This window comes from Tistrella mobilis (genome assembly GCF_041468085.1).
Classification (GTDB): domain Bacteria; phylum Pseudomonadota; class Alphaproteobacteria; order Tistrellales; family Tistrellaceae; genus Tistrella; species Tistrella mobilis_A.
This window is the reverse complement of record NZ_CP121017.1, coordinates 3,202,593-3,229,185: the sequence shown is the minus strand read 5'-3', so window position 1 is coordinate 3,229,185 and position 26,593 is coordinate 3,202,593. Positions and strand designations below refer to the sequence as shown.

The following is a 26,593-nucleotide window of genomic DNA, read 5'->3' as shown; positions in this document are numbered from 1 at the left end:
CCGATGAAGATCGATCTCACTGACCGCTCGGCCGTCGTCACCGGTTCCACCGCCGGCATCGGCCATGCCATCGCCCGCGGCCTGGCCGGGGCGGGGGCGTCCGTGGTGCTGAATGGCCGGCATCAGCCGGATGTCGACCAGGCGGTGGCGGCGCTGAAGCAGGCCGTGCCCGGGGCGGAGGTGCGCGGTGTCGCCGCCGATCTCGGCACCGGGGCCGGCTGCGATACCCTGGCCGGAGCGGTCGCGCAGCCGGACATTCTGGTCAACAATGTCGGCGTCTTCGGCCCGGCCGATTTCTTCGAGGCCGATGACGATCTCTGGCAGCAGATCCTGGCGGTCAACTTCCTGTCGGGCATGCGCCTGTCGCGGGCGCTGGTGCCGGGCATGGTCGATCGCGGCTGGGGGCGGGTGATCTTCCTGTCCTCGGAATCGGCGCTCAACATCCCCGCCGACATGATCCATTACGGCGTCACCAAAACCGCCTGTCTGGCCCTGTCGCGGGGGCTTGCCAAGCGGCTGGCCGGTACCGGCGTCACCGCCAATGCCATCCTGCCCGGCCCGACCCTCTCCCGCGGGCTCCGGCGCATGCTGGAGGCGGATGGCCGGCCGGTGGACGGGGATGTGATCGAAGACAGTGCCGCGAATTTCGTGGCCGACAACCGGCCGGGCTCGCTCATCCGGCGCGCCGCCTCGGTCGACGAGGTCGCCAATCTGGCGGTCTATCTGGCCTCGCCGCTGTCGTCCGCCACCACCGGCGCCGCCCTGCGGGTGGATGGCGGCGTGGTCGATAGCATCGCCTGAGCCCGCCGCGCGGCCAGCTCCAGCCCGGCGATCAGCATCAGCCCCAGAACGCCGATCACCGGGCCCACGGCCGCCATCGGCATCAGATCGGCCAGGCCGCCGGTCGCCAGCGTCACCAGGATGACCAGGGCCGTGCCGCCGGCATTGGCGGCGGCCTGCATGGTCGCCATCTGGCCGGTGGTCGCGGCCCGGATCAGCCCGGCCTGGGCGGCGGTGAAGGCCAGTTCGAAGGCGACCAGGAAGGCCAGATAGGCGGCGATGAGCAGGCCGAGCCCGGGGGCGCGGCTGGCGGCGGCCAGCAGCAGGCAGGCAAGCACCGAGGCGCAGGGCGTCAGCCAGCGGCGGCGGGCGAGCCTGCCCAGCAGCGGCACCAGCACCGCCCCCAGGATGATCGCGAGCCCGCTTGCCACCTGCAGATGCATCACCGCCCGGTCGTCCAGCCCCAGCCCGCGCATGGGCAACAGGGTGCGGGCGGCGTTGTGAAAGCCCTGAAACACGCCGGTCGACAGCACGACATAGCCGGCCTGGCGCAGCAGCGCCGGATGGCGGGCCATCAGCCGAAAGGCATCCCGTAGTGCGCCACTACCTCCTTTGGTTGCATCGGCCGCGCCGCGCGCATCCGGCAATGCCCGCCAGCACAGTGCCGCCACCAGGAAGCTTGCGGCATTGAGCGCGCAGATCTCCGTCAGCGACAGCCGCCCGACCACCAGCCCGCCGGTCACGCCCCCCAGTGTGGCGCCGGTATAGAAGGCGATGTTGAAGCTGGCGGCGGCCGCGGCCAGGCGCGGGCCGTCGAACAACCGGCGCAGCAGCACCACCCTTCCGGTGCGGGTGACCGCCTCGCCGAAGCCGCGCAGCAGGAAACAGCCGAGGACGACAGGCAGCAGATCGGCGGTGAGCAGCAGGCCGATGGCGAGCGACAGTGCGCCCCCGGCCAGTTCGGCCAGGATCAGCACCCGCCGCAGCCCCGGCAGATCGGCCAGCCGCCGCACGGCCGAGACCGCCAGCACCGGCAGGATCCACTGAAAGGCGAAGACCGAGGCGGCCCCCAGCCCCGATCCCGACCGCCGCAACAGCTCGGCCGAAACCGCGAGCAGCAGCATGAAACTGCCGGTGGCACTGATCAGCGTCGCCGCCTGGATCAGCAGGAAGTTGCGGTCGTGCAGCAGCCCTTTCATCAGACGGGGGCCTTCATCAGGGGGCCTTCATCAGACGGGGGCCTTCATCAGATACCGGCGGCCTTGCGGATGCCGTGGCGGCTGCCGGCCTCGATGGCGAGCAGGATGACGACCCCGATCCCGGCCGTGATCGCGGCCACCAGCGGCAGCGGCATCAGATCGGCGAGCGCGCCGCTCAACAGCGTACAGCCGATCAGCAGGCTGGTGCCCAGCGCCCCCACCGCCGCCTGCATCGTCGCCATGTCGCGGCTGGGCGTGGCCTGGATCAGCTGGGCCTGGGCGGCGGTGAAGGCGGCCTCGAACAGGAAGATATAGGCGAAATAGCCGAGATGCAGCCCCGTCTCGCCCGCGACCAGCGTCACGGCCCAAAGCATGACGCAGGCGCCCAGATGGGTGAGCGGCGCGAAGCCGCGGTGGCGGGCCAGCGCCCCCAGAACCGGGATCGCCAGCGCCCCCAGGATGATGGCCAGGCCGCTGGTGATCTGCAGATGCATCACCGCGCTTTCGCCCAGGCCCAGATGGCGCATGGGCAGCACCACCCGGGCGGTGTTGTGGAAACCCTGAAGCACGCCGGTCGCTGCCACCACATAGCCTGCCGCCAGCCACAGCCTGCGGTCGGCGCGCATCAGCGACAGCGCCTCGGCGATGGCGCCCCGGCGCCGGCCGGGGGCGCGGGGCGCCTCGCCGGACGGTCGCAGATCGGGCAGCGCCCGATAGCAGGCGGCCGAGATCAGGAAGGTCATGGCATCGACCGCGCAGACCCCGATCAGCGGCAGATGCTCCACTGCCACCGCGCCCGCCAGCCCGCCCAGTGCCCCGCCGACATAGAAGGACAGGTTGAAGGTGGAGGAGGCGAGCGTCAGCGCCGGCCCCTGGAACATCAGCTTGACCAGCACCACCCGCGAGGTCTTGGTCACGGCTTCGGCCAGGCCCCGGATCAGGAAGCAGGCGAGCACGGCCACCGTCAGATCGGCGGTCAGCAGCAGGCCGATCGCCAGAGAGATCACGGCCCCGGCGATTTCGGCCAGGATCACCGTGCGCCGCAGCCGCCGGCTTTCGGCCAGCCGGCGGACCAGCGACACCGCCACCACCGGCAGGATCCATTGAAAGGCAAAGACCGAAGCGGCGCCGAGGCCCGAGCCATGGCGTTTCAGCAATTCGGCCGAAACCGCAAGCAGCAGCATGAAGGTGCCGGTGGCACTGACCAGCATCGCCGCCCAGAGCAGCAGGAACCGCCGGTCGGCGAAGAGCGCAAGCCGCGAGGGCAGGGGCTGGGTGGTGCCGCTCATTCCACCAGCTCCACCAGCTTCACACCCAGGGTCGCGGCGATCTCCGCCCGCAGCGCCTCGCAGGCGGCGGCGGCTTCGCCGATGGTTGGTGCAACCATTCGGACAACACCCAGCACGTCCTGATTGCCGTCCATGCGCCGGTAGCTGGCCCCCGGGCGGATGTCGCAGCCGCCCGAGGCCATGCGCGGCCGGAAGGCATCGAACCAGTCGGGGGCCAGATCGGCGCGTATGGTACAGTCTTCGGCCATGGTGATGAAGCTGTGGCTGGCGGCGCAGGTTTCGGGCAGCCAGTCCGAAACCGGGCTTTCGCCGGCATGGATGCGCACCAGAAGCTCGAACGGGTCGATGCCGGTGGCGGTGCGGATCAGATCGGGGATGGCGCCGCCGGCAATCCGCGGGTTCACCTCCACCAGCCGCGGGCCCCTGTCGGTCATGATCAGCTCGATATGGAAGATGCCGATGTCGAGGCCCAGCGCCTCGGCCACCGCCACCGCATAATCGCCTGCCGCCCGGCGGTCTTCGGCGGAAAGCGGGGCGGGGACGGTGGAGCCCATCTCCAGCACCGGATCATCCCGCCCGGTCTTCCGCCGCACCAGGATCAGCGGCACTTTGGCGCCCGAGGCGAGCCCCGCCAGCTCCAGCGAATGCAGCGGGCCGCGGGCGATTTCCTCGATGATGAAGGCGGCATCGGCGAGTTCGTCCGAAAGCCCGGTCTGCAGCAATTCGCGCCGCCCGCCCAGGGTGGCGAAATGCCTGTGGATGTCGTCGGGGCGGTTGGCCCAGGTGGTCAGCGCCTTGCCCAGGCCGTTCACCGGCTTCACGATCACCGGATAGCCGATGCGGTCCGCGGCGTTCAGGGCATCCTCCAGCGTGCGGACCGTGGCATGGGCGACCGAGGGCAGGCCGGCGCGGTCCAGTGCCGCCCGGGTCAGCGCCTTGTCGCGGGCATTGATCATGCCCCGGGCCGCGGTCGCCCGGATGCCGAGCCGGCCGGCGGCGATCGCGGCCGGGGTGGCCACCGGCTGCAAGGCGGTCAGGACGGCATCGACCGGCCCCAGGGCCATCAGATCGTGAAGGGCCGTCTCGATCAGCGCATCGGAGCGGGTGTCGGCGATCTCCACCCGACGGATGTCGAGCGCGCGGATCCGCTCATGCTCGGCGGGCGGTAACAGCCAGTCGAAGCGGCCCGATCGGATCAGCGTCACCTCGTGCCCCATGGCCAGCGCATGATCGAGCGCCCGCGTGGCGGGGCGGGTGGTTTCCACGAAGACCATATGCGCCATGGCCATACCTCATCCGGGTTCTGCGAGGGGAAGGGGCTGTCCGGCCGCAGCCAGCCGGGCAAGGGCGGCCAGGATCTGGCCGCCGCGCAGCGCGTACTGCCCCGTGGGGGTCAGCGCGCCGTCGTCATAGGGGTAGGGGTCCATGCCCATCACGAAGATCTGTGCCGCAGACCCGCCCGGCAGCGGGATGCGGCCATCGGGCCCGGGGCGCACCACCGCCCCTCCGCCCGCCGGATCCCAGGGGTGGCCGTCGATGGTCATCGACAGTCTGTGGCTCTGGTAGCCCAGCGCCTGGACGATCAGATCGGCCCGGTCCAGCAGCTCCGCCGCATCGGCCAGCGCAGGGATCCGCAGCTGGGTGAAGCCCGGGCGCCCGCCCCGGGCGATCTCTTGGAACAGCGCCCGCGCCCGGTGGCGCAGCCCCGAATAGCGGAAGACCTGGCCTGTTTCCGGGCAGATGTCGCGGGCGGGGTCGGGAACGGCTTCCAGCGGGCCATGCGCCTCTGCGGCATGGTCCGCCAGGTTCTGATGGAACAGCCGCGCGGGGCTGCGATGCAAAATGGCGACACGGGCATTCAGATGCCCCGCATCCATGGCATCGGCCAGTACCAGTGCCGCCGAATAGGCACTGTGCGATCCTCCGGCGATCACGATCCGCGCGGGCCGGCCCGCGGGCATCGGCGGCAGGGCCGCCAGATGGTCGCGCACGATCCGGCCCGACGGGATGGTGCGGGCCGCCCAGGGGGCCAGCGCATCATGGCCGGCTTCGGTGATGCCCAGCGCCAGCACCAGCACGCGGCTTTGAAGCCGGCGGCCTGAGGCGAGCGTCAGCCCGATGGTCGCCCCGTCCGTCGCCACATGTGCCAGCCGGTCCCCCCTGATCAGCCGCTCGGGCGGCAGCAGCGCTGCAAGCCGGTCGCCGAAACGGTCGAGCGCGCCCGCCAGCAGCGCCAGATCGAACGCCCCCTGATGCTCGCGCAGCCGGCGCACGGCCGGGTCGTCCAGCACGGGCCCGAACGGCCCGGCCGGATCGACCCAGCCGAAGAAGTCGGTGCCGGCGGAGTTGGACTGGATCCGGTAGCCGGCAAAGGCACCGGGCCCCGGCCGCGGCCCGGCATCGACCACCGTCAGGCGATGGTCGAGCAGGGCCGGCGTGGCGGTCAGCAGACCCATCCCCCTGAGGCCGCAGCCGGCGAGGACGATCTCCGGGTCTGTTGTGGCGGAGAGGCGGTCTCGAAGGGGAAAGGCGGTCATTCAGGCCGCCGCAGGCAGAAGCGTCATCATCCGGTCGCAGACCGCAGCGGCATGTTCCAGGCGCCGGGCCATGCCGAGGACGATCTCGCCCATCACCTCGGGGCGCTCGGCCAGCATCGGCAGCACCACCTCGTTCATCCAGCCGGCCGCGTGTTCGATGTCGACCACGGTGTGCTCGATCAGATAGCGCATGGTGTCGTCGTCCAGCCCGACCCGGCGCCAGCCCTGGATCTGCCGGTCCAGCCGCCCGGGGACCATCAGTTCGGTCGCAAGCATCATGCCGATCGCCTGCGGCAGCAGCGCGCGGTTGAACACGCCGTGGAAATACATGTTGGCGAGGCGAAGTTCCTCCAGGCAGAAGGCCTCCACCTCGGTCACATACACATCCTCGCGCACCCCCAGCGCCGTCATCATGTCGAGCCGCAGCTGGCGATGCGCCAGCCGCTGGTCGCCGCGGCCCATCTCGTCCCAGAAATTGCGCGAGAATTCCGCCTTGGCGCCGCCATGCACCCCCGGCAGCATCATGGCCACGATGTCGCCGAAATGGATGTCGAAGGGGGTTTCCTGAACGATGAAGCTGCGCAGCTGGTCGAAGCTCGCCCGGTCGCTCAGGAAATCGAACAGCGGGTGGCCGACATTGGACCGGTGGGCCTGGCAGTGACGGGTGGCCCAGCCGGCGAAATCCGCCACCTGCGGCAGGGGGCCGAAGAAGCCGGTCAGCCGGTGGCGTTCGGCCGCCTCCCAGCCGGTTTCCAGCGTCCGGCGCAGCAGATCGACCCGGACATCGTCCAGATCGCGCCATTGCGGCGACCAGGGCACCAGGATCCGGCCGGCATAGATGGCATAGAGCACCCGGTGCACGGCCAGTTCGCCGGCCGGGTCCAGCCCGTCCTCCTGCGCCAGCCCGCCGGCTGCGATGGCCGCAAGGTCGAGCATGTCGCGCCACTGGTCTTCATCGGCGCCTGCGGCCCGGTCGCGGAAGATCGGCCAGAGGGCGGCCGCGGCGGCGGTGGCGGTCAGGCCGTCTTCATATGCACGGCGGTCAGATGCGCGCTCAGCCATGACGTCATAGCCTCTTCGGTAAAGAAGGATGCGTTCAGCGTGTCCTGATACTGTTCGATCAGCTCGCCCAGCCGTGCGCGGGCACCGGCGCTGCGGCGGGCCCATTCGGCGTCCAGGTGTTCGAACAGCGCGTCGGCGATCTCGGGGGTCGGCTCCAGGCCGAAGGGGGCGAGCAGCTGGCGTTCGCGCAGGAAGCGCAGCAGCCCGTCGCGGCCGCTGCGCACCCCGAACATCGCCACCAGCCGGGCGCCGACTTCTTCGGGGGCGATGGCATCGAAGATCCGGGGGGCCTTGCGCAGCAGTTCGGTGCGGATGCCGCTCTGCACGCTGTGGGTGACGACGCCGGTGATCGCCTGGGCGGGGTTTTCCATCAGCCCGTAGATCCGTTCAGCCATGCGGCTGAGGCCGTGCAGCCGGGTCGGGTCCACGCCCGGCAGCTCCACGCCGTAGAGTTTGCGAAGCGCCATCACCACCTCGGCCAGCGGCGGATGTCCGGCCCGGTTGGCGAAGCCGCCGACCGAGACGTCCACCCCCTTCAGCCCCAGCGACAACCCCATCACCGCATTGGCGGTCGACATGCCGAAATCGTCGTGGAAATGGCCGTAGAAGGCGATGTCGGGGAAGCGCGCCACCGGCTCGCCCACGGTCTGGGGCAGCTGATGGGGCAGGCAGGTGCCGGCGGTGTCGACCAGGCGGATCTGGCGGATGCCGGCCGCGGCCACGGTTGCCACCGCATTCATCAGATGGCCGTGATCGGCGCGGAAGGCATCCAGCAGCCCGACCATCACCCCGCCGCCGCGCCAGCCGGTCACCACCGGCAGGAAATCGGCCAGCCAGTCGAGATTGCGCGCGCGCCGCGCGGCGTCGTCCAGCGCCTCCCAGGCGGTCTGATCCCAGTCGACGGCGCCGTCCTTGCGCAGGATGGTCGGGAAGAGATGGGTGATCTGCAGATCCGAAACCGAATGGATCGCGATCACATGCACCGTCTCCAGCGGGATCGCCAGATCGTCGAGCAGGGCCAGCGTCTGGCGCATGGTCACCCCGACATGGGAGATGACCATGAAGCGCAGATCGGCGGGCAGCCGTCCGGCCTGCTGGCGGCGCACCAGCCGGGCCAGCAGCTCGGCATTCTGCGGCACGTCGGGGAACATGCCGACCACGAGCGTGCGGATGCCCACGGCTGCGATCGCCTCGGCCAGGTCGCATTTGGCGTCCAGGTCCGGTGGCACGCTGGCGCGCTCGGCCCCCTCGCGCAGGCTTTCATCCATCAGGTCGATGCGGTCGGCGAAGGCCCAGCGCATGCCCGGCATCACACCGGCGGCGACGGATGGCTCGATCATGGGCGGTTCGGCGGTGATGGCGGTCATGCGGCACCTGCCGGGGCGAGCGCCTCTGCCTGCAGGTCCGTCTCTGCCAGATAGCCGTGCCGGACCATCCAGCCGTCGTCCAGGAACTTGCTGAGATACATGTTGCCGGAATCGGGCAGCAGCACCACGATCCGGCCGCCGGGGAAGCGATCCGCCACCTGCAATGCGCCCCACATCGCAGCGCCGCTGGATCCGCCGCAGAGCAACCCTTCCTCGCGCACCAGCCGGCGCGCGGTCAGGAACGACGCCCGGTCGTCCACGCGGATGATGTCGTCGATCACCGAGAAATCCACCACCTCGACCAGATAATCCTCGCCGATGCCCTCCACCTGATAGACATGCGGGGTGCTCATCCGGCCATGATGGAACTGGTCGTGGAACACGCTGCCTTCCGGGTCGACGCCGATCACCCGGATCGACGGGTCGCGCTCCTTCAGATAGCGGCCGACGCCGCTGATCGTGCCGCCGGTGCCGATGCCGCAGACGAAGGCATCGATCCGGCCGCCGGTCTGCTCCCAGATCTCGGGGCCGGTGCTCGCATAATGCGCAGCGGCGTTCAGCGGGTTGTTGTACTGATCGGGATAGATCGCCCCCGGGGTTTCTTCGGCGATGCGCCGTGCCTGGCTGTAATAGCTCTCGGGCGCGTCCGCGGCCACGGCGGTGGGGGCCACCACCACCCGTGTGCCGAAGGCGCGCATCCGGGCGATCTTCTCGGAACTCATCTTGTCGGGGATGGTGATCACGCAACCGATGCCGCGCACCGCCGCCGCCATCGACAGGGCGGCGCCGGTATTGCCCGAGGAATTCTCGACCAGCACGGTTTCGGGCGTCAGCGCCCCCGCTTCTTCGTAGCGCTCCAGCAGATAGCGGACCAGCCGGTCCTTCACGCTGCCGCCGGGATTCATGAATTCGAGCTTGGCGAAGATTTCCGCCGGGACCTGTTTTGAAATGCTGCGGATCCGGACCATCGGTGTATCGCCGACAGCCTCCAGGATCGAGTCGTACACCTTCATCCGATGCCGCTCCCCAGCTGATGAAGAATGGACTACAGGCTGTTCTTGTTCAATTTCCGGGCGACTGTATCATGCGAAACAAACGCGTCAAGGCATTTTGCCAGGCAAAAATAAACTTAAGGTTCTAAGAATCCGGCGCCGGCACCCGAAAATGAAACCGCCCCCGCCGGCGGCCGGCGGGGGCGGTGTCGTCGTCATGGGAGGGCGGGGTGGCCCCATGCCGATCGCGAAGTTGATCACCGCCAACGCCACCCGGCCCGGGCCGCCCCTGTCTGTCGGATGCGTTGTGTGACAAACCCGGCGAAGATCCTGCCCATGCGGGCAAAAATCTTCCGAACAGGCGGGGGGCAGAGTGTTTTCGATCCTGCTGACAGGATGATGTCAACGAGGGTGGGCGTGGGGCATTCCACTGCGACCGGCCAGTTGAGAGCCGGGGCAATCGCGAGGACCTATCAAGGGACGCCCGACGGCAGTATCGAGTAATGTCCTGCGTGCATCTTCCGACGGTCATTAAGGCTGCCAATCCGATGCCGCATCGTATGGAAGTTTTCATTTATGGGGCGTATACCCTTGGGACATGACGTTGCAGAACATGACCCATTCGAGCGACCTTGAAGCAGTGCCGAGGATATTGAGGATATCATGAGTGCATCCGACCCCGCCTCTCGCCCCTCGCCGATCACCAGCAAGAGTGGGCAGCGGGTCCATCCGCGGATCGATATCCCCCTGACCGTCGAGATCAACGGTGTTCGGCATGTGGTGGCGGATTGGAGCCTGGGTGGATTTGGGCTCGAAGCCTCCGCACCGGACTGCGAGGCCGGTGATGTCTTCAAGTGCCGTCTCATCTTCATCTTCCCGCATGTCGAAGCGACGCTGACACTGTTGGCGAAAGCAGTGCGGGTCGTCGATGGCAAGGGGCGTGGTTTTCAGTTCGTCGACATGACGGCGGATCAGGCCGAGGCACTGTCCTACATCGTCGACAATTACCTGTCGGGCGACATTGTCACTGTCGCTGGGCTGGCATCGCACGGGATGCCTCCGGAGATCAGTTTCTCCGACGAAACAACCCGACGGATGCGGGCAGTGTCGGCCGCGCTGCGGCTTGGGGCGATTCTGGTGGTGACGATTGGCGTGGCAGCCTTCGGTGCCGTCTCGCTGCTGTCGAGTTTCCTGACCGTTCAATCCGAATATGCGGCGGTGGCGTCGGACCGAATCGTGATGCGGGCGCCGCAGGCAGGCTTTCTGCTGGCGGCAACCGCGACGACCGGTGAGACGGTTACGCGCGACAGCGTTCTCTTCGAGATCAGCGCGCCGGTCAATCCACAGGATATTGCGGCGCTGGAACAGGAGATCGTTTCAGCGCAGAAACAGATCGAGCTTGAGGTAGAACATCTGTCTGACGTGGAGGCCGCCTTTGGCTCCTGGGTGGGCCAGTTGCAGGCCGACATTGCCGCCGCCGATACACGTGTGCGTCTGATGACGTCTGAGGTCGCGGTTCGTCAGCGCCTGTTTGATCGCCGGGCCGGCCTTGCGAAAGATGGCCGCGCAGCTGCCGTGCAGGTCGACGAGGCAGAGGTGGCCTTGCGTCAGGCCCAGATTGCCCTGGCCGACGAAAAGGCAACCCTCCAGCGGTTGCGGGATGAACTGAAGCTTGCCGGTGCCGGTCTCTATCTCGGCGACACCCGTGCCACCCGCCAGACTCCCGGCGATGTGCGCCGCAGTCTTGCCGAGAGGCGCGAACAACTCTCAGCCAAAGAGGCGACCCTGCGTGCCCGACAGGCGCGGTTTGTGGTCCGCAGCCCATGCGACTGCGTGGTCGAGATGCAGGGCGCCAGGGACGGCGAATATGTGGAAGCTGGCACCGCCGTTTACGGGCTGGGCGATGGCCACGATCAGGGCACCGAGGTTGATGTGCTGCTGCCGATCGATCAGGTCCGCTATCTCCGTATCGGTGGTGAGGCGCGCGTTCTTCTGTCTGATCAGGCCGAAGAGATCGACGGACGGATCGCTCGGATCAATTTTAACCCGCGCAACACCGGCAGAACCGGTCTGCCCGAGCAATTGCGGGCTGTCAGCCGTTTCGCGCTGGTCACGGTGACGTTGCCGCCATCGATGCCGAGACCCGTGAGCGGCGTGCCGGCGATTGTCGCCATGCGGATCCATCCGGGCGATCTTCTGTTCAAATTGACAGGGATCGGCTGGTTCACCTCCGACGTCAATCCGGGTGAGCCAACGACATGAAGCGGCCGGTGGATCGGTTCAAGGTTTTGCTGCCTGGCTACGAGGAGACGTCGCCACGCTTCTCCATGTGGGCCGGCATCGCGTTCTGGATCATGCTGATCATTTTTCTGGCCAGCATCATGCCAACGGCCGTGCTGACCCCGGGCACCACGGTGTTCATCGCGACCATCGGCATCATCGGGATCTGGCGGTATTCCTGGGCGGCGATGCATTACGTCAGGGCATTCCGCTACAAGTTCTTCGTGTTTCCCCGTATCCGCGCCGCCGCCGATGCCGCTCGTCTGCCTCTTCCCTATTTTTATATCCTCGTCACCAGCTTCCGGATGTCGGCGCAGATGAACGCGGCGGTCTATGGGCGCCTGATCGACGAGATTGCAGCCTGTGGCAGCGGTGCCACCATCATTGCCGGTGTAACCGATCCCGCCGACATTGAGGTGCTGCGCCGCGTGGTGCGGCGCCATGCCGAGTCGGCGCGCGTGGTGCTGCTGCCGGTGTTCCAGGCGGGCAAGGGCAAGCGCCACGCCATGGCGGATGCCCTTGAACTGATCGCGGCGCGCCATCCGAAGCCCGGTTCACAGGTGATCCTGATGGATGGTGACACTTTGCTCGGCGAGGGCTGTCTTGCCAGGGCCGCATCAATCATACAGACGAACCCTGATATCGGCGCCGTGACCACTGAAAATGTGCCGCTGGTGAAGGGCAGCACGTTGCAGCGTGAATGGTATCGCCTGCGCATGGCACAGCGCAGTGTGCTGATGTGCTCGGTGTCGCTGTCGCGCAAGGTGATGGTGTTGACCGGCCGGTTGTCGCTGTTTCGTGCCGAGATCGCTACACGCCCCGACTTCATCGTCGCCGTGCGCTCCGATGTGATACACCATTGGCGGCTGGGGCGGATTGCGCTGCTCACCGGCGATGACAAAAGCACTTGGTATGCGGTGTTGCGGAGCGGTTGGAACATGCTCTATGTACCGGATGCGGTGGCTCACCCGCTGGAAGAACTGCCCGCAGGCGGTTTCGTGCCGGCCAGTCTCGCGCTCATGTCGCGCTGGTATGGCAACATGATCCGGGCCAATGGCCGCGCCCTGGCTCTGGGACCACGTCGTACAGGCTGGTTTCTGTGGATGTGTCTGCTGGATCAGCGGTTGTCGATGTGGACGACGCTCATCGGCCCCACCTTTGCGGGCCTGCTCGGCCTTCTCCATGCACCGGTGTTTCTGCTGATCTATGTCTTCTGGATCGTTCTGACCCGAAGCTTCAACAGTGTAGTCATCGGCCTGCATGGGGGGCGGTTTCACCCCTGGTTCCCGGCGTTGCTCTATTACACCCAGTTCGTCGGCTCGGTGGTGAAGGTGTTCATGAGCTTTCATCCCTATCGTCAGAAATGGACCCGGCAGAAGCTGGCCGCTGGCTCAGGATCGACCGGCCTCGCCGTGTTGAACAGTCTGACGTCGTATGTCTACAACATTGCCGCTGTCATCGCCTTCGTGCTGTTCGTCGCCTATATCGGCGACGTGGCCAGCCAAGCCGACCGCCAGCTTGGTCGGGCTTCGGGCTCCGACATTGATCTGATGGCCGCTGAAACACCGATGATGCAGTTCGGCGGGCGCTGAGCGGGTTGGCTGGCAGGGCGGTCCCGCGCTGTCAGGGCCGAAGCCAGATCGTGATATCCGCGAAGGATGCAGACTGGTCGCGCGGTGACGCCCAGTCTGGGCTGCTGCCGCCGAAGAAGGTCGACATCATCAGTCCGGCGCCGCTGCCCACGGGCAGCCGGCCCAGGAACGAGGTTACTTCGGCACCGTCGATAAGCAGGCGCAGATGGCCATCCACACCCGGGCGCAGATGCTCGACGACTTGGGTCCAATGCCCGGGCCTGAAGTAGAAATGCGCGCGCCCCAGGCTCTGGCCATAGGGCTGCGCCTGATCCGGCGCATAGAGATAGAGTTCGCCGGCCCCAGCCTCGCGCCACATGAGCCGGGCGGAAAATCCCTCCATACGGTCTGTGGCGCCACCGCGTGGTGCATCCCCGCCATAGAGGCCGGGCAGTTTCCCGCCGCGTGCGAATGCGAAGCCGTCGGGAAAGCGGACCTCATAGCTCAAACAGATCTCGCGGGCGTCATGCGCGCCCGGGACGGGCAGAAAGAATCCCAGCCCGCCCCTGGGTGCGTCCCGCCGGCCGGGGTTTATCGATCCTTCGGGGTAGCGGACCTGAAGGATCGCCCGGCCGTCTTCCTGCACCACGCCAGCATTGTCGAGCCCCCAGAGATGGACGACCGGCAGTGCCATCCAGGCCTGGTCGGGGTTGCCATTGGCGAGAGGGCCGAGCCGGAGTGGTGCCGCAAAGCCAGGGCCGCAGGGGGCCGTCGCGGTTCCGGCCCGTGCCGGTGTGGCGATGGACATCATGGCGCCGGCAGTGACGACCAGGATGAAGATAGAGCGGGTGATTGTCATCGCGGACCATCTCCGTCATCCGGGGTGTCTCGTCCGGAATACCGCCGGCAACGACAAAAGCCAACCATCATCAGGCATATCATCACCGCGACGCGATGCCAGCCGCCATCAGGGACGATGGTTGAAGATGGTCACCCCAGCAGCCGGGGCAGGGCCAGCACCACCCAGGGAACATAGGTGATCAGCGCCAGGACCAGGATCTTGACCAGCAGCATCGGCCAGAGCGCTTTCGAGACCTCTTCGACCGACAGTTTGCTGATCGCGGCACCGACGAACAGCGAATAGCCGAAGGGCGGGGTGGCCATGCCGATCGCGAAGTTGATCACCACGATCGCGCCCAGATGGATCGGATCCAGCCCCAGGCTGGCGCCGATGCTGGTCAGCACGCCGCCCAGGATGATCATCGCCGCCACATTGTCCATGATCGCGCCGATGAACAGCAGCAGCACGTTGATCATCAGCAGGATGACGATCGGGTTCGACGACACCGACAGGATGGCCTCGGCGATCACGGTCGGCAGCTGCTCGATCGCGACCAGCCAGCCGAAGGCCGAGGCGACGGCGATGATGCTGCAGACGATGGTGGTGGTGCGCATCGACTGGAGCAGGATGGCCGGCAGGTCGCGGACCTTCAGTTCGCGATAGATGAACATGCCCACCACGAAGGCATAGGCGACGCCGATCGCCGAAGCTTCGGTGGGGGTGAAGATGCCGCCATAGATGCCGCCCAGGATGACCAGCGGCGCCGCCAGCGCCCATTTGCCGTCATTGAGCGCGACCAGCAATTCGCGCGCCGTCGCCCGGCGGGCCGCCCTGGGGATGCCCTGGGCGCGGGCTGCGAACCAGCACACCACCATCAGCCCGATGGCGATCAGGATGCCGGGCACGATGCCCGACAGGAACAGTTTGGTGATCGACTCCTCCGCCACCACGCCCCAGATCACCATGGGGATCGAGGGCGGGATCATCTGCCCGATCGGGCCGGCGGCGGTCGAGAGTGCCGCGGCGAAGCGACGGCTCCAGCCGTGGCGTTCCATCTCGGGCACCATGATGCCGCCGATGGCCGCGGTGGTGGCCGGTGCCGAGCCCGAGATCGCGGCGAAGAAGGTGGCGGACAGCACGGTGACCATGCCGAGCCCGCCGGTCACATGCTGCACCAGCACCTGGCAGAGCCGGACCAGGCGGCGGGACAGCCCGCCATGCATCATCAGGTCGCCGGCCAGAACGAAGCCCGGAATGGCGAGCAGGGTGAAGACCTGGGTGCCCGATATCGTGCGCTGGGCCAGCACGATCAGATCGAAGTCCGCGGCCCAGAGCCCGGCGATGGCGGCAAGGCCCAGCGAGAAGACGATCGGCACGCCGCCGAACAGGCAGACGGCGAAGACGATCAGCAGAACGGCTGCGGCGGTGCTCATACCATGCCTCCGGTTTCCGGGGTGCCGTCGATCACCGATTGCGGGGCCAGCAGCCGGGCCAGGGCGTGGATTGCGCCCAGCACGCCGGTGACGGGTGCCGCCATGTGCAGCGCCTCGATCGGGTATTGCACCGCGGCCGAGACCTGGCCCAGCGTCGCCGAGACGTATTCGGCCCCGGTCATCGCGAACACCACGCAGAAGACCAGCACCGAGAGGGTCAGGAGGCGCATCCAGATCCGCCGCGCAGCACCCGGCAGCAGGTCGACGAACAGCTGCAGGCGGACATGGCCGTCGTCGCGGATCGCGGTCGTGGCGGCGAGCAGCACGACCCAGGTGAACAGGAACAGGGCGAGTTCCTCGGTCCAGGTGAAACCCTGGCCGAGCACATAGCGCGAGAACACCTGGAGGATCAGGCTCATCATCATCAAGGTGGTGATGGCCACGATCACCCAGCCGGTTACCCGGGCAAGCCCGCGCGAGAGGGTCTGGAGCAAAGCCGACATGGGGAAGCTACCGTCTGCCGTCAGGATCGGGGGACAGGGGATCGGGGGGGACAGGCGATCGGGGCGCAGGGGCGCGATGCGCTGGCCCCGAATGACATCCGGCCGGCAGTGCGGGGGGCGCACTGCCGGCCGGACGGTCCGTCACCAGGGTCAGTTGACCTCGGCGAGGGTCTTGTCCATCAGCTCGGCACCGATCCGCGGCTTGAAGCGGTCGTAGACGCCGGTCACCTTGGCGCGGAAGGCGGCGGGATCGTTGATCTCGTTGACCGTCATGCCGGCGGCCTTCAGCTCTTCGATGATCTTCGTGGTGTTTTCGGCCACCTCGGCGCGCTGGGCGGCGATCGCCTTCGGCGCGGCGCGCAGCACGGCGTCCTGCTGCTCCTTGGTCATCTTGTCGAAGGTCCGCTTCGAAATCATCAGGCCCAGCGCCGAATAGGTGTGGCGGGTGAGCGACAGATACTTCGTGACCTCGGAGAACTTGTTGGCCTGGACGACCGCGACCGGGATTTCCAGCCCGTCGATCGTGCCCTGCTGCACGGCGGTATAGGTCTCACCCCAGGCCATCGGCACCGGGTTGCCGCCCAGCGAGCTGAACATCTCCAGGAAGACCGGGTTCTGCATCACCCGGTACTTCACGCCCGACACGTCGTCGGGGTTGGCCACCGGCCGGGTGTTGTTGATCATGTGGCGGAAGCCGCCTTCGGCGAAGCCAAGGCCGATGATGCCGCGATTGCGCAGCTTGCCCATCAGCTCCTGGCCGACATCGCCGTCCAGCACCTTGTGGGCCTGGGCCTCGTTCGCGAACAGGAAGGGCAGGTCCAGCAGCTGGAAGGCCGGCTCGACATTGGCGATCACCGCATTGGTGATGATGCCGCCGTCGATGGTGCCGAAGGACATGCCTTCGATCATTTCCTTCTCGTCGCCCAGCTGGCGGTTCGGGAAGTACTTCACCTCGAACACGCCGGGCATCTCGGCTTCCAGCGCCGCGGCGAAGTCGCGCGCCGCGATCGCATAGGGGTCGGTGGCACCGTCAGAGGTGGTCCAGCCCAGCTTCAGGGTGACGTCGGCGGCCATCGCCGGCACGGTGGCGACCAGCGCGCCGAGGCCGAGTGCAGCGCCGAGAAGGGTGCGTCGGGTGAAACCCATGGGTGCGTTCCTCTTGCTTTTCAGGCAGTTCGCGAGACGGGGGCCAAGGCCACGGTAGTGGCCGCTTGGGCCGAGGGGCTAAAACGACTCCCGCCATTGAGGCGGCGGCCAAGGCCACGGAGTGGCTGCCCGGCGAGGGGCTAAAACGACTCTTCGAAGCCGTAGAGTTTGGCGGGGTTGGTTGCCAGAATGCGGTCGCGCGTGGCGGCGTCGGGCGCCCAGTCGTCGAGCATGTCGAGCAGGTCGCCGTCATTCGGCATCGGGATGTTGACATAGGGGTGCGGCCAGTCGCTGGCCCAGACCACCCGTTCCGGATTGGCCGCGATGATCGCGCGGGCATAGGGCGCCACATCGTCATAGGGCGTGCGGCTGGCCGAGGTGATGCGATAGGCGCCCGAGATCTTGGCCCAGGCGCGGCCATCGGCCAGCAGCGACAGCATCTCCTGGAAGCCCGGATGGTCGGTGCCGATCGAGGTCGGCATATGGCCCAGATGATCGAAGACCACATCGACCGGCAGCCGGCCCAGGGTCTCGCGGATGTCGGCGAATTCCGACACGTCGATCAGCATCTGCATATGCCAGCCGAAGGGCGCGATCTTCTCGGCCAGGCGGCGGACGTCCGAGACCTCGATGCCGCTCTTGAACAGCAGGTTGATGCGCACGCCGCGCACGCCGGCCTCGTGCATCCGCTCCATCTCGGCGGTGTCGATATTCTCGTCCACCACCACCACGCCGCGGAAATCCGGGCCGCCGGCACGGATCGCATCCAGGGTGGCACGGTTGTCGGTGCCGTAGACGCTGGGCTGCACGATCACCGCCCGCTGAATGCCCAGCGTGGCCAGCATGTGCTTATAGGCCGGCAGCAGGGCATCCGGCGGGGTATAGGTGCGATGCCGCGTGTAAGGGTAGCGGCTTTCGGGGCCGAAGATATGCGCATGGCAGTCGCAGGCGCCCGGCGGCGGGGTGAAGCGCGGCTTGCGCGGCTGCGGATCTGCGGGGGCGCAGACCGGTATGAGATTCTCTCCGATCAAGGTCATCCTGCTTTCTTCCCAACCCTGCAGGCCGCGGAGGCCCAGTCGGTCCGCCGACCGGAGCAGATGGAACCAGGCCGCGCGGCGGGCCTTGTCCGGATCGCCCAGGCGGACGGCCGTCAGGATTCCCTCGAATTCACGCAGCAGCTTGCGCGCGGCATCGCGGCCGCCGGTCGCGCGTTCGGTTTCCACCGACAGCGCCACGCGGATGCGCGAGGCCAGGAACTGCATGAAATCGCGGTAATGCGGGTTGTTGCTTGCGATGGCGATCGCGCGGTGAAAGGCGTGCTGTTCGTCGACCGCCGCTTCCCCCCGCTCCAGCCGGGATTTGAGGGCCTGGAACGCCTCTTCGACCTTCTCCAGCTGGGCACGGCTGCGCCGGCGCGCGGCCATGGCCGCGACGCTGACCTCCAGTTCCATGCGGAGTTCCATCACATGACGGAAATCCTCGATGGTCCTGAGCCCGTCGGTGTCGATCTGGAACGAGGCGGCACCCGGATCCTCGGTCACGAAGGCGCCCACACCCTGGCGGGTGGTGACCAGGCCTTCCTGTCTCAATTTTGCGATCGCCTCGCGGATGGCGCTGCGGCCCACGGCGAACTCGACGGCGAGTTCGGCCTCGGTCGGCATGCGTTCGCCCGGGGCGAAGACACCGGTCGCGATCCGCTCGGAAATCTGCCGGGCGATCTCGTCGGACAGTCTTTTCGGACGATTGAGTGCCTGGAACTGACGTTCCGGCGCCTTTCCGCTGCGGTCGGTCACGTGTTTCATCCCCGTCTGTCGCGCCTTGTCCTTGGATGGCGGAGCCCGCAAAGCGGGTCCCCATAGGGTCTTGATGCCAGTGGCGCGGCCTGTTGTCACGAGTAGCATGACGTCAGTTGTCTGACAACTGAAATCCGATGTATGAATTTACCCTGGGCAGAGGGACGCAAGCCTGCCATCCTCGCCCCGCCGCCGGCCCGTTCGTCACCTCAGGCGTGCGCAGAGCGGCCAATCATTCGGAGGAACCGGAGCCATGCCTGCCGCCGCCACCATCGCGCCCGACACCCTGATCGACCGCCTGCGCGGGATCACCGGCCCGCGCGGTCTGATCACCGATGACGGCGACATGGCGCCGTTTCTCGAGGACTGGCGGAAGCTCTACAAGGGCCGGGCGATCGCCGTGGTCCGCCCCCAATCGACCGAAGAGGTCGCGGGCGTGGTGCGGCTTTGTGCCGAGGCCGGGATCGCGATCGTGCCCCAGGGCGGCAATACCGGCCTGGTCGGCGGGGCGGTGCCGGGGCTCGACGGTGCCTCGATCCTGTTGCAGCTGGGCCGGATGAACCGGATCCGTGCGCTCGACACCATCGATTTCTCGATGGTGGTGGAGGCGGGCTGCGTGCTGGAGACGGTCCAGCGTGCCGCCGCCGATGCCGGGCGCAAATTCCCGCTCAGCCTGGGGGCCGAAGGCACCGCCCAGATCGGCGGGCTGATCGCCACCAATGCCGGCGGCATCCATGTGATGCGCTATGGCATGATGCGCGATCTGGTGCTGGGGCTGGAGGTGGTGCTGCCCGACGGCTCGGTGCTGTCGGAGCTGACCACCCTGCGCAAGAACAATGTCGGCTATGATCTGAAGCAGCTGTTCATCGGCGCCGAGGGCACGCTCGGCATCGTGACGGCCGCCTCGCTCAAGCTGTTCCCGCAGCTGCGCGCCAGCCGCACCCTGTTCTTCGCGCTGCCCTCGCTCGCCGACGGGCCGAAGCTGCTGTCGCTCTGCCGCGAATTCACCGGCGATGCGGTGGAAAGCTTCGAGCTGATCCCGCGCCAGGGCATCGATTTCGCCACCGCCCATGTGGCGGGCGCGGTCGACCCGCTGGACGGCCGGCCGGAATGGACGGTGCTGACCGAAATCTCCGGCCGTTCCGACGAACGCCTGCAGGAGGATCTGGACCGGCTGGTCGAAGAGGCCTTCTCGGCCGGGCTCGTCACCGACGGCACGATTGCCCAAAGCGAGGCCCAGGCCAAGGCGCTCTGGCTGCTGCGTGAAGCCATCGTCGAAGGCCAGCGCCTGGCGCCGGGCATTCAGGTCAAGCACGACGTCTCGGTCCAGGTGTCCGACGTGCCGGCCTTCGTCCATGCAGCCTCGGAAGCGATCTGGCGGGTGCATCCGGATGCGCTGATCAACCCCTTCGGCCATCTGGGCGACGGCAATATCCACTTCAACGTCCAGCTGCCGGCCGGTGCATCCAGGGATGCGGTCGAGGGCGTGTCGGACATCACCTATCGGGTGGTCGATCAGTTCTCGGGCTCGATCAGCGCTGAGCACGGCATCGGCCGGCTGAAGGCCGCCTCTTATGCCAGGCGCTGCCCGAAGCCGCGCGCCGAGCTGATCGCCCGGCTGCGCAAGGCGGTGGATCCCAAGGGCATCATGAACCCGCTCGTGTTCCGCGCCGCGAAGTAGGAGCGCCGCTCTCCCCGCCGGCCGCCCCGCCGCCCGGCTGGCGATAGGCCCCCGGGGTGCTGCCGGTCCAGCTTTTGAAGGCACGGTGGAAGACCGCGGCGGAATCGAAGCCCAGCGCCGCCGCGATCGCCGCGATCGGCCGGTCGGTGCGGGTGAGGTCGCGGATCGCGATGTCGCGGCGCAGCGCCTCTTTCACCGCCCGGAAGCTGGTGCCTTCCTCTGCCAGCCGGCGTGACAGGCTGCGGGTCGACTGGCCGAGGGCGGCGGCCACCGCCGCCAGATCGGCGGGGCCGGACAGATGGCGGGCCAGTTCGTCGCGCACCCGGTCGGCCATCTGCGGTTCGCGCAGTGTGGTGAACAGCCATTGCCGCGGGGCCGCCTGCAGGAAAGGCAGCATCTCCTGCCGGCTGCGCCGGAAGCTCTCCCGCCCGATCGCGGCCGGCATGCAAAGCCGGGTGACCGGCGCGTCGAAGCGCACGGGGCAGGGGAAGAGCAGGGCGTGATCGGCGGCATGGGCCGGTGCCGGGAAGGCGAAATCCACCCCGGTCACCGGGGTTTCCCGGCCGGCCAGCCACGAGGTCACGCCGTGATGCAGCTTCATCATCAGCGCATGGCCGAAGGGGCGGGTCCGGGCGTCGTCTGCGGCTTTCTCCAGCGTCACCTCGATGGTCTCGCCCAGGCGGCGGCAGTCCAGCCGCCAGTCGTCGAGCAGCAGGTTCCAGACCCGGGTGAAGCGATAGAGCGCGGTCAGGATCGAGGGCGCATCGAGCATCGCGGTGCACAGCAGCTTCAGCGATCCGGTGCGGATCCGTCGCGACCACAGCCCCATCATCTCGTCGCCGGTGCCGATGGCCACCTGCTGGTACAGCGCCACCATCTGGTCGCGGGTCACGCGGGCCGCCGGCGCATCCAGCAGGTCGGGGGCGATGCCGGCCGCGGCGACGAAGCTGCGCAGCCGGTCGGGCGTGGTGATGCCGGCTGCCGCCTCCAGCAACCCGTGCACGAAGCCGGTCGAGAGCGTGTCGCCGGCATCGGTCTGCATATCTCCGCCCTCCTGCCGCGCGTGGATGAAGTTTGGCGGATTATGCATATCCCGCGGCGGGTCGTGGGATTTTTTCCGGCGGGATTTCAGCGTATGCCTGCGAGCAAGGCGCCGGCACAGCGTGCCGCGTGCGGCGCATTCCGCCAGCAGATCCGGAGAGCCAGCATGACCACCATTCCCGCCCCCTCATCCGACGACGTGCTGAAGATCGAGATCGACGGCAATGTCGCGATCGTCACCATCAACCGGCCCGAGATGCGCAATGCGCTCGACGAGGCGGCGGTGGCGAAGATCGACGCCTTCTTCTCCAATGTGCCGCCCGAGGTGGGCGCCGTGGTGCTGCAGACCGAAGGCCCGCATTTCTGCGCCGGGCTGGATCTGAAGGAACATCACGCCAAGCGCCGCTCGCCGACCGAGTTCATGCGGGTCTGCCAGGGCTGGCACCGGGCTTTCGACAAGATGCAGCATGGCGGCATCCCGATCGTGGCGGCCATGCAGGGTGCGGTGGTCGGCGGCGGGCTGGAACTGGCGGCCGCCGCCCATGTCCGCGTCGCCGACCGCACCGCCTATTTCGCCCTGCCCGAGGGCCAGCGCGGCATCTTCACCGGCGGCGGCGCCACCGTCCGCGTCGCGCGCATCATCACCCCCGGCCGCATGATCGAGCTGATGCTCACCGGCCGCGTGATCGATGTGGAAGAGGGCCGGCGCCTGGGCCTTGCCCATTACATCGCCGACGACGCCCGCGCGACGGCGCTGGACCTCGCCCGCAAGATCGCCGGCAATGCCCGGCTGTCGAATTACGCCATCGTCACCGCGATCAACAAGATCTCGGACATGTCGGCCACCGACGGCCTTTACACCGAAGGCCTGATCATGTGCATGGTCCAGACCGCCATCGACGACGTCCAGGGCCGGCTGGGCGATTTCGTCGGCAAGCGGACGGAGAAGGTGCAGCTGTAACGGCTGTCGGCTCCTGACTGCCTGTATATCCGGGCGTCATTTCTGCCCGGTCACGTCCGGGAGTGCTGCGACGATTTCTTCGGGTGCAGCACTCCCGGAAGCTTGCGGCGGCAATGTACATCATCGCATACCCCGGATACACGGAGACCCGCGCTAAGCGCGGGCCTCGGAAAGTACGCAGGATAAGGGCCCCTGCAATACGGTTTAGAGACGGGGAGTGTTCCTGGGGGGCAATCAACCTCCGTGCACCCGCCCCCCACAAAACCGGTCCAGCACGTTGCGCGTCACCCGCTCGGTATAGGGGTCGCGGGTGATCAGCCCGTTGACCCATTCGCAGGTGCCGGCGGTGAACACCTCGCCGGCGCCCTTGGTGAAATGCACCACCATGCCGCTGCCGCGGGCATGTTTGCGGAGGCTTTCCTCCGACGCATCGTCGGTCAGCAGCGCGGCGCGGAAGCGGGCATCGGCATCGCCCAGCATCAGTGACCAGCCGTCCTGGGGCCGGCCGCCTTCGGCCAGGGTCGCCCAGCCCATGGCCAGGATCTGAAGACCATCCGGCGCGCCGTCGGTGAAGCGGGGTTCCGGCAGGCCGTCGGTAAAGGTGTAGTCCAGCCCGTCCATTTCGAAGCCGAAGATATTGGCCTCGTCGCCGAACATGTCGGCATAGCAGAGCCCCGTGCCGGCAAAGGCCCAGTGTTCCGGCCGGAAGACGGTGAAGCCGCGCGGTGCCCGCCGCGCCATGCCGCCGAAGGCGGCATAGATGCCGCGGAGCGCATTCACGCCGAAGGTTTCCGCCCCCGGCCGGCCGACCAGCGGGTCTTCCCAGGCGCTGGTGAGGCGGGTGGTGTCGCCCGACAGCCGGATCGGATCATGGGTGCGGGCATCGTATTTGTACGAGACCTGGCGGCGGAGATCGTCCTCCAGCCGGATCTGCCAGAGGAAATTGCCGGCGAAGCGCGCCACCCTGCCGCCACGCGCGACATAGCCGTCCACCGTGTCGCGCATTTCGGCCGACCAGTATTCGTCATGGCCGACGAAGACCGCGCAGTCATAGCCGTCCAGCGCCGCCGGGTCGGCATGGAGGTCTTCCTGCGTCAATACCTCGACCCGATAGCCGGCCTGTTCCGCCCAGATCAGGAAGGGCCGTTCGTAGGAGGCCCAGCCGGCGAGCGCGTAATATTTGGTGAAGCCGTGCAGGAAGGCCCATTCGACGCAGTCATAGCGTGCCGGACCGGGGCCGCGGGGGCGGATCGCGTTCACCGACCGGGGCGCCCCCTCGGGCAGCTGGATCTGGCCGCGCGCCCAGGGTCTCTGGGTCGAGAGGATGGGGGAGCGGCCGCGCGGACGCTCCGGGTCCATGCCGTAATAGTGATTGGCGCCGCCCCAGTCGTTATAGGCCGACCAGGTGCCGGTGGCGGCGACCAGGGCGATGCCGCCCGCCGGTTCCGGATTGCGGATCACCACCAGATGGTGACCCAGGGGCAGGGCGGCCGGGTCTGCGGCATCGCGGATCTCGATCAGATAGCCGCCGGGGGCCAGATCGGCAGGGATGGTCCAGTCATGGGCCACCGGCCAGCCACAGCCGGTTTCCCAGGCCCGTTCGGGCACCGCATGGAACCCGGTTTCCAGCGGCCCGATTTCGGCCGCGAGCCGTGGCGTCGCCCCCTCGCGCAGGATGCGCAGGCGCACCGCTTTCAGGGTCGACGACAGGTGCAACCGCACCGTTTCTCCCGGCCGGTAGCTCCGCCGGTCGGAATAGCACCAGGCGGCCGCCGGCCCGTCGGGTTCCGGACGCTCTGCCCAGAGTTCCCGGGCGCCGTTGCGCGGCCCTGACAACGGCTTTGCCCGCAGGTCACCGCCGGGGCGGTCGCCCCGTGCGGATCCGGAACCGGTTGCCGTGCTCATCAGGCGGCCTCCAGCCCGGCGGTCGCGTCCAGCGGCAGCACCGGCGTTGCATAGCGCGGATCGGCATGGGCCGCCCAATAGGCGTCGTAGAGCCGCATGGTCACGGGGCCCGGCCGGTCATTGCCCAGGATCCGGCCCCCCACCCGCGACACCGGCATCACCCCGCCGGCGGTGGTGGTGGTGAAGACCTCGTCGGCCTCGTCCAGCATCTCGCGCGTGATCGGCGCCACCCGGCCCACAAGGCCCAGCCCGTCGCACAGTTCCAGCACCGTCTTGCGGGTGATGCCCTGGAGGGCGCCGCGATCGGGGGTCAGCACCCGGTCGCCCGAGACGATGAACACGTTGAAGCCCGGCCCTTCGGTCAGGAAGCCGTCGCGGTCGAACAGGATCGCGGTGTCGTACCCCTCGTCATGGGCCTCCAGCAGGCCCGAGGTCAGGTCGCTCCACTGGTAGTTCTTGACCGTGGGGTCGACCGAGGCATCGGGCACGCGCGGTGTGCCGGCGATCCACAGATGCGCGCCGCGGGCCTGAACGTCCTTGGGGATCACGTCGATCCAGGGGATGGCATAGGCGATCAGATGGTTGTCGCAGTCTTCCGGGCGGCGCGACCCGGCCACCCGCGGCCGGCCGCGTGAACAGGCCATGGCGACATAGGCATGGGACAGCCCCGCCAGCGCCACGCAGCGATGCAGGATCGCCTCGATCGCCGCCCGGTCTTCGGCCGGCTTCAGCCGCCGGCGCGCCATCGCCCGCTCGAACCGGTCCAGATGGTCCTGCAGGCGGAAAAAGGCGCCGTCATGGACGTGGACCACGTCGTAGACCACATCCGACCGGGTGAAGCCCCAGTCGGTGACGGGCAGGACGGCCTCGTCCATGGGCACGAAACGGCCGCGGACCCAGGCGGCACCACCGGCAAAGCGGCCCGCCTTGTTGTCGTTCTGATCGGTCATGGCTCAACCCCCCAGGGGATGGACGCGCTTGGGCGTGTTCTCGGCAATATAGAGGCGCAGATAGGCGATGCGGGCGCGGAGCGATTCCGCGGCCATGTCGGGCGTCACATCACCATCGCGGGCGAAGGACAGGGCCCAGATCGCATCGCCGATGGTGATCGAGACGGGCAGGGCGCGGGCCAGCTCGTCGCTGTCGGGCACCACGAAATGGCGGAGCAGCCGGTCATACTGGATCTCGCCGATCTGGCGGTTGGCGGACAGATCGGCCGATCGGATCTGCCAGCCGCTTTCCGGCCCCAGCAGCAGCCGCATCGCCACCGGATGACTGCGATAGAAGCCGAGCGCCCGGTCGCAATGGATGCGGAACAGATCGGTCCAGGCCTCCAGCCGGTCGTGATCGACCTCCTCTTCGGCCAGAACCTCGAACTTTTCCATATAGCGCCGGGCCAGCTCGAACAGCAGCACCCGCGTGTTGGGAAAGTAATGGTAGAGCGAGGCCGGCGGCACGCCTGCCGCCGCCGCCACCTCGGGCAGGCTGATTTCGGTGGTGCCCCGCTGCTGGAGCACACTTTCCGCCGCGTCGAGAATGCTCTCGAAACGCAGCCTTCCGCGCCGCTGTCTGGGCGCATCCGCGACCGTCGACGTCATCCGGCTCCCCCCGAACTGAAGTCGATCCGATTCCATGTGAGAATGAGCCTAGCGTGAGAACCGGTGGTGCTCAAGCCGGTAAATTCGAATTTATTCGAGTTTGATGGCTGGGTGGCCGACATAAAAAAAGCGGCCCCGAAGGGCCGCGTCCGGCATCAGGGCCGGGGCGCCGTCGTGCCGCCGGCAAATTCGGCCAGCAGGGCCGGGTAGGCCTCCATGGGCGGGAAGCCCGGATAGCTGTGGGTGGCGGGGGTGGTCACCCAGGGGAGTTTGTCCGCGGTCCAGGTCTCGATGAACGGGCGGAAACCGGCCGCATCGGCCAGCAGGGTGGCGCGCACATTCACCAGCTCGTCCATGCCGTCGGGGCGGGTGAACAGCCAGCTGGCGCAATCCGGGCAGAAATGATGGGTGGCCATCTGCCCCACCCGCCGCGCCACCGGCGTGCCGGCCGTCACCCGGAAGCGGTCGGAAAGATACAGGCTGCTGAGCGAGAAGGCGCTGCCGGTCATATGCTGGCATTCGCGGCAATGGCAGGCCATGGTGATCAGCGGCCGGCCGTCCACCTCGAAGGCGACGGTGCCGCAGCGGCAGGTGCCGGCAATTTTCTCGTCCAT

The 26,593-nt window shown here is 67.8% G+C and carries 22 protein-coding genes; 5 read left to right on the top strand and 17 right to left on the bottom strand.

The window, feature by feature from the left end; translation table 11 throughout:
* Nucleotides 1-3 precede the first annotated feature (3 nt).
* Nucleotides 4-801 carry an SDR family NAD(P)-dependent oxidoreductase gene (locus P7L68_RS20200; RefSeq protein ID WP_372001102.1) on the top strand — a complete coding sequence of 266 codons (798 nt, stop codon included), beginning with the start codon at nucleotides 4-6 and terminating at the stop codon, nucleotides 799-801.
* Here the strand turns inward: P7L68_RS20200 and P7L68_RS20195 are convergent.
* From P7L68_RS20195 to P7L68_RS20165, 7 genes are read right to left on the bottom strand one after another with little or no spacing between them, the layout of a single operon-like run.
* Entirely contained in the window at nucleotides 720-1,979 is a 1,260-nt protein-coding gene (locus P7L68_RS20195) for an MFS transporter (RefSeq protein ID WP_372001100.1), read from the bottom strand. The genes P7L68_RS20200 and P7L68_RS20195 overlap by 82 nt on opposite strands.
* 47 nt (nucleotides 1,980-2,026) lie before the next feature.
* Nucleotides 2,027-3,268 (bottom strand): MFS transporter, encoded by a 1,242-nt coding sequence (locus P7L68_RS20190; protein ID WP_372001098.1) that lies wholly within the window; start codon nucleotides 3,266-3,268, stop codon nucleotides 2,027-2,029.
* Nucleotides 3,265-4,551, bottom strand: coding sequence for an acetyl-CoA carboxylase biotin carboxylase subunit family protein (locus P7L68_RS20185; RefSeq protein ID WP_372001096.1), 1,287 nt, complete (start codon nucleotides 4,549-4,551; stop codon nucleotides 3,265-3,267). The genes P7L68_RS20190 and P7L68_RS20185 overlap by 4 nt, the downstream gene beginning before the upstream one ends.
* A gap of 9 nt (nucleotides 4,552-4,560) precedes the next feature.
* The gene (locus P7L68_RS20180; RefSeq protein ID WP_372001094.1) at nucleotides 4,561-5,805 is read right to left on the bottom strand and encodes a hypothetical protein; all 1,245 of its coding nucleotides are present in this window, start codon (nucleotides 5,803-5,805) and stop codon (nucleotides 4,561-4,563) included.
* Nucleotides 5,806-6,867 carry an iron-containing redox enzyme family protein gene (locus P7L68_RS20175; RefSeq protein WP_372001092.1) on the bottom strand — a complete coding sequence of 354 codons (1,062 nt, stop codon included), beginning with the start codon at nucleotides 6,865-6,867 and terminating at the stop codon, nucleotides 5,806-5,808. It abuts the gene before it with no gap.
* On the bottom strand, nucleotides 6,822-8,234 hold the full coding sequence (locus P7L68_RS20170; protein ID WP_372001090.1) for a homocitrate synthase: 1,413 nt from the start codon (nucleotides 8,232-8,234) through the stop codon (nucleotides 6,822-6,824). The genes P7L68_RS20175 and P7L68_RS20170 overlap by 46 nt, the downstream gene beginning before the upstream one ends.
* Nucleotides 8,231-9,247, bottom strand: coding sequence for a PLP-dependent cysteine synthase family protein (locus P7L68_RS20165; protein WP_372001088.1), 1,017 nt, complete (start codon nucleotides 9,245-9,247; stop codon nucleotides 8,231-8,233). Before P7L68_RS20165 ends, P7L68_RS20170 begins: the two co-directional genes overlap by 4 nt.
* 642 nt (nucleotides 9,248-9,889) lie before the next feature.
* Between P7L68_RS20165 and P7L68_RS20160 the strand changes: the two genes are divergently transcribed.
* Both P7L68_RS20160 and P7L68_RS20155 read left to right on the top strand, forming a co-directional pair.
* Nucleotides 9,890-11,488 (top strand): HlyD family efflux transporter periplasmic adaptor subunit, encoded by a 1,599-nt coding sequence (locus P7L68_RS20160; protein ID WP_372001087.1) that lies wholly within the window; start codon nucleotides 9,890-9,892, stop codon nucleotides 11,486-11,488.
* Nucleotides 11,485-13,098 (top strand): glycosyltransferase, encoded by a 1,614-nt coding sequence (locus P7L68_RS20155; protein WP_372001085.1) that lies wholly within the window; start codon nucleotides 11,485-11,487, stop codon nucleotides 13,096-13,098. The genes P7L68_RS20160 and P7L68_RS20155 overlap by 4 nt, the downstream gene beginning before the upstream one ends.
* A 31-nt stretch (nucleotides 13,099-13,129) precedes the next feature.
* On the opposite strand, the gene P7L68_RS20150 is transcribed toward P7L68_RS20155, so the two are convergent.
* The 5 genes from P7L68_RS20150 to P7L68_RS20130 form a co-directional block, all read right to left on the bottom strand.
* Nucleotides 13,130-13,936 carry a polysaccharide lyase gene (locus P7L68_RS20150; protein ID WP_372001083.1) on the bottom strand — a complete coding sequence of 269 codons (807 nt, stop codon included), beginning with the start codon at nucleotides 13,934-13,936 and terminating at the stop codon, nucleotides 13,130-13,132.
* A gap of 131 nt (nucleotides 13,937-14,067) precedes the next feature.
* Entirely contained in the window at nucleotides 14,068-15,351 is a 1,284-nt protein-coding gene (locus P7L68_RS20145; protein WP_372001081.1) for a TRAP transporter large permease, read from the bottom strand.
* Nucleotides 15,348-15,854: a TRAP transporter small permease gene (locus tag P7L68_RS20140; protein ID WP_372001080.1), complete on the bottom strand. Its 507-nt coding sequence runs from the start codon at nucleotides 15,852-15,854 to the stop codon at nucleotides 15,348-15,350. Before P7L68_RS20140 ends, P7L68_RS20145 begins: the two co-directional genes overlap by 4 nt.
* A 150-nt stretch (nucleotides 15,855-16,004) precedes the next feature.
* Complete coding sequence (locus P7L68_RS20135) at nucleotides 16,005-17,000, bottom strand: TRAP transporter substrate-binding protein (RefSeq protein WP_372001078.1); 996 nt, start codon at nucleotides 16,998-17,000, stop codon at nucleotides 16,005-16,007.
* 140 nt (nucleotides 17,001-17,140) lie between these two features.
* Nucleotides 17,141-18,793, bottom strand: coding sequence for an amidohydrolase family protein (locus P7L68_RS20130; protein ID WP_372001076.1), 1,653 nt, complete (start codon nucleotides 18,791-18,793; stop codon nucleotides 17,141-17,143).
* Nucleotides 18,794-19,046: 253 nt separating this feature from the next.
* On the opposite strand from P7L68_RS20130, the gene P7L68_RS20125 reads away from it, so the two are divergent.
* The gene (locus P7L68_RS20125) at nucleotides 19,047-20,474 is read left to right on the top strand and encodes an FAD-binding oxidoreductase (RefSeq protein ID WP_372001074.1); all 1,428 of its coding nucleotides are present in this window, start codon (nucleotides 19,047-19,049) and stop codon (nucleotides 20,472-20,474) included.
* Here the strand turns inward: P7L68_RS20125 and P7L68_RS20120 are convergent.
* Entirely contained in the window at nucleotides 20,440-21,516 is a 1,077-nt protein-coding gene (locus tag P7L68_RS20120) for an AraC family transcriptional regulator ligand-binding domain-containing protein (RefSeq protein ID WP_372001072.1), read from the bottom strand. The genes P7L68_RS20125 and P7L68_RS20120 overlap by 35 nt on opposite strands.
* Before the next feature lie 165 nt (nucleotides 21,517-21,681).
* On the opposite strand from P7L68_RS20120, the gene P7L68_RS20115 reads away from it, so the two are divergent.
* Nucleotides 21,682-22,476 carry a crotonase/enoyl-CoA hydratase family protein gene (locus P7L68_RS20115; protein WP_014748240.1) on the top strand — a complete coding sequence of 265 codons (795 nt, stop codon included), beginning with the start codon at nucleotides 21,682-21,684 and terminating at the stop codon, nucleotides 22,474-22,476.
* A gap of 234 nt (nucleotides 22,477-22,710) precedes the next feature.
* Here P7L68_RS20115 and P7L68_RS20110 read toward each other — a convergent pair whose 3' ends face one another.
* The 4 genes from P7L68_RS20110 to P7L68_RS20095 all read right to left on the bottom strand — a co-directional run bounded on the left by P7L68_RS20110 (nucleotide 22,711) and on the right by P7L68_RS20095 (nucleotide 26,593).
* Complete coding sequence (locus P7L68_RS20110; protein ID WP_372001069.1) at nucleotides 22,711-24,381, bottom strand: N,N-dimethylformamidase beta subunit family domain-containing protein; 1,671 nt, start codon at nucleotides 24,379-24,381, stop codon at nucleotides 22,711-22,713.
* Nucleotides 24,381-25,331, bottom strand: a complete 951-nt coding sequence (locus P7L68_RS20105; RefSeq protein WP_372001067.1) for an aminotransferase class IV — start codon at nucleotides 25,329-25,331, stop codon at nucleotides 24,381-24,383. Before P7L68_RS20105 ends, P7L68_RS20110 begins: the two co-directional genes overlap by 1 nt.
* Nucleotides 25,332-25,334: 3 nt before the next feature.
* Nucleotides 25,335-25,979 (bottom strand): TetR/AcrR family transcriptional regulator, encoded by a 645-nt coding sequence (locus P7L68_RS20100; protein WP_372001065.1) that lies wholly within the window; start codon nucleotides 25,977-25,979, stop codon nucleotides 25,335-25,337.
* A 155-nt stretch (nucleotides 25,980-26,134) separates the two neighbouring features.
* Nucleotides 26,135-26,593, bottom strand: coding sequence for a GFA family protein (locus P7L68_RS20095; RefSeq protein ID WP_372001063.1), 459 nt, complete (start codon nucleotides 26,591-26,593; stop codon nucleotides 26,135-26,137).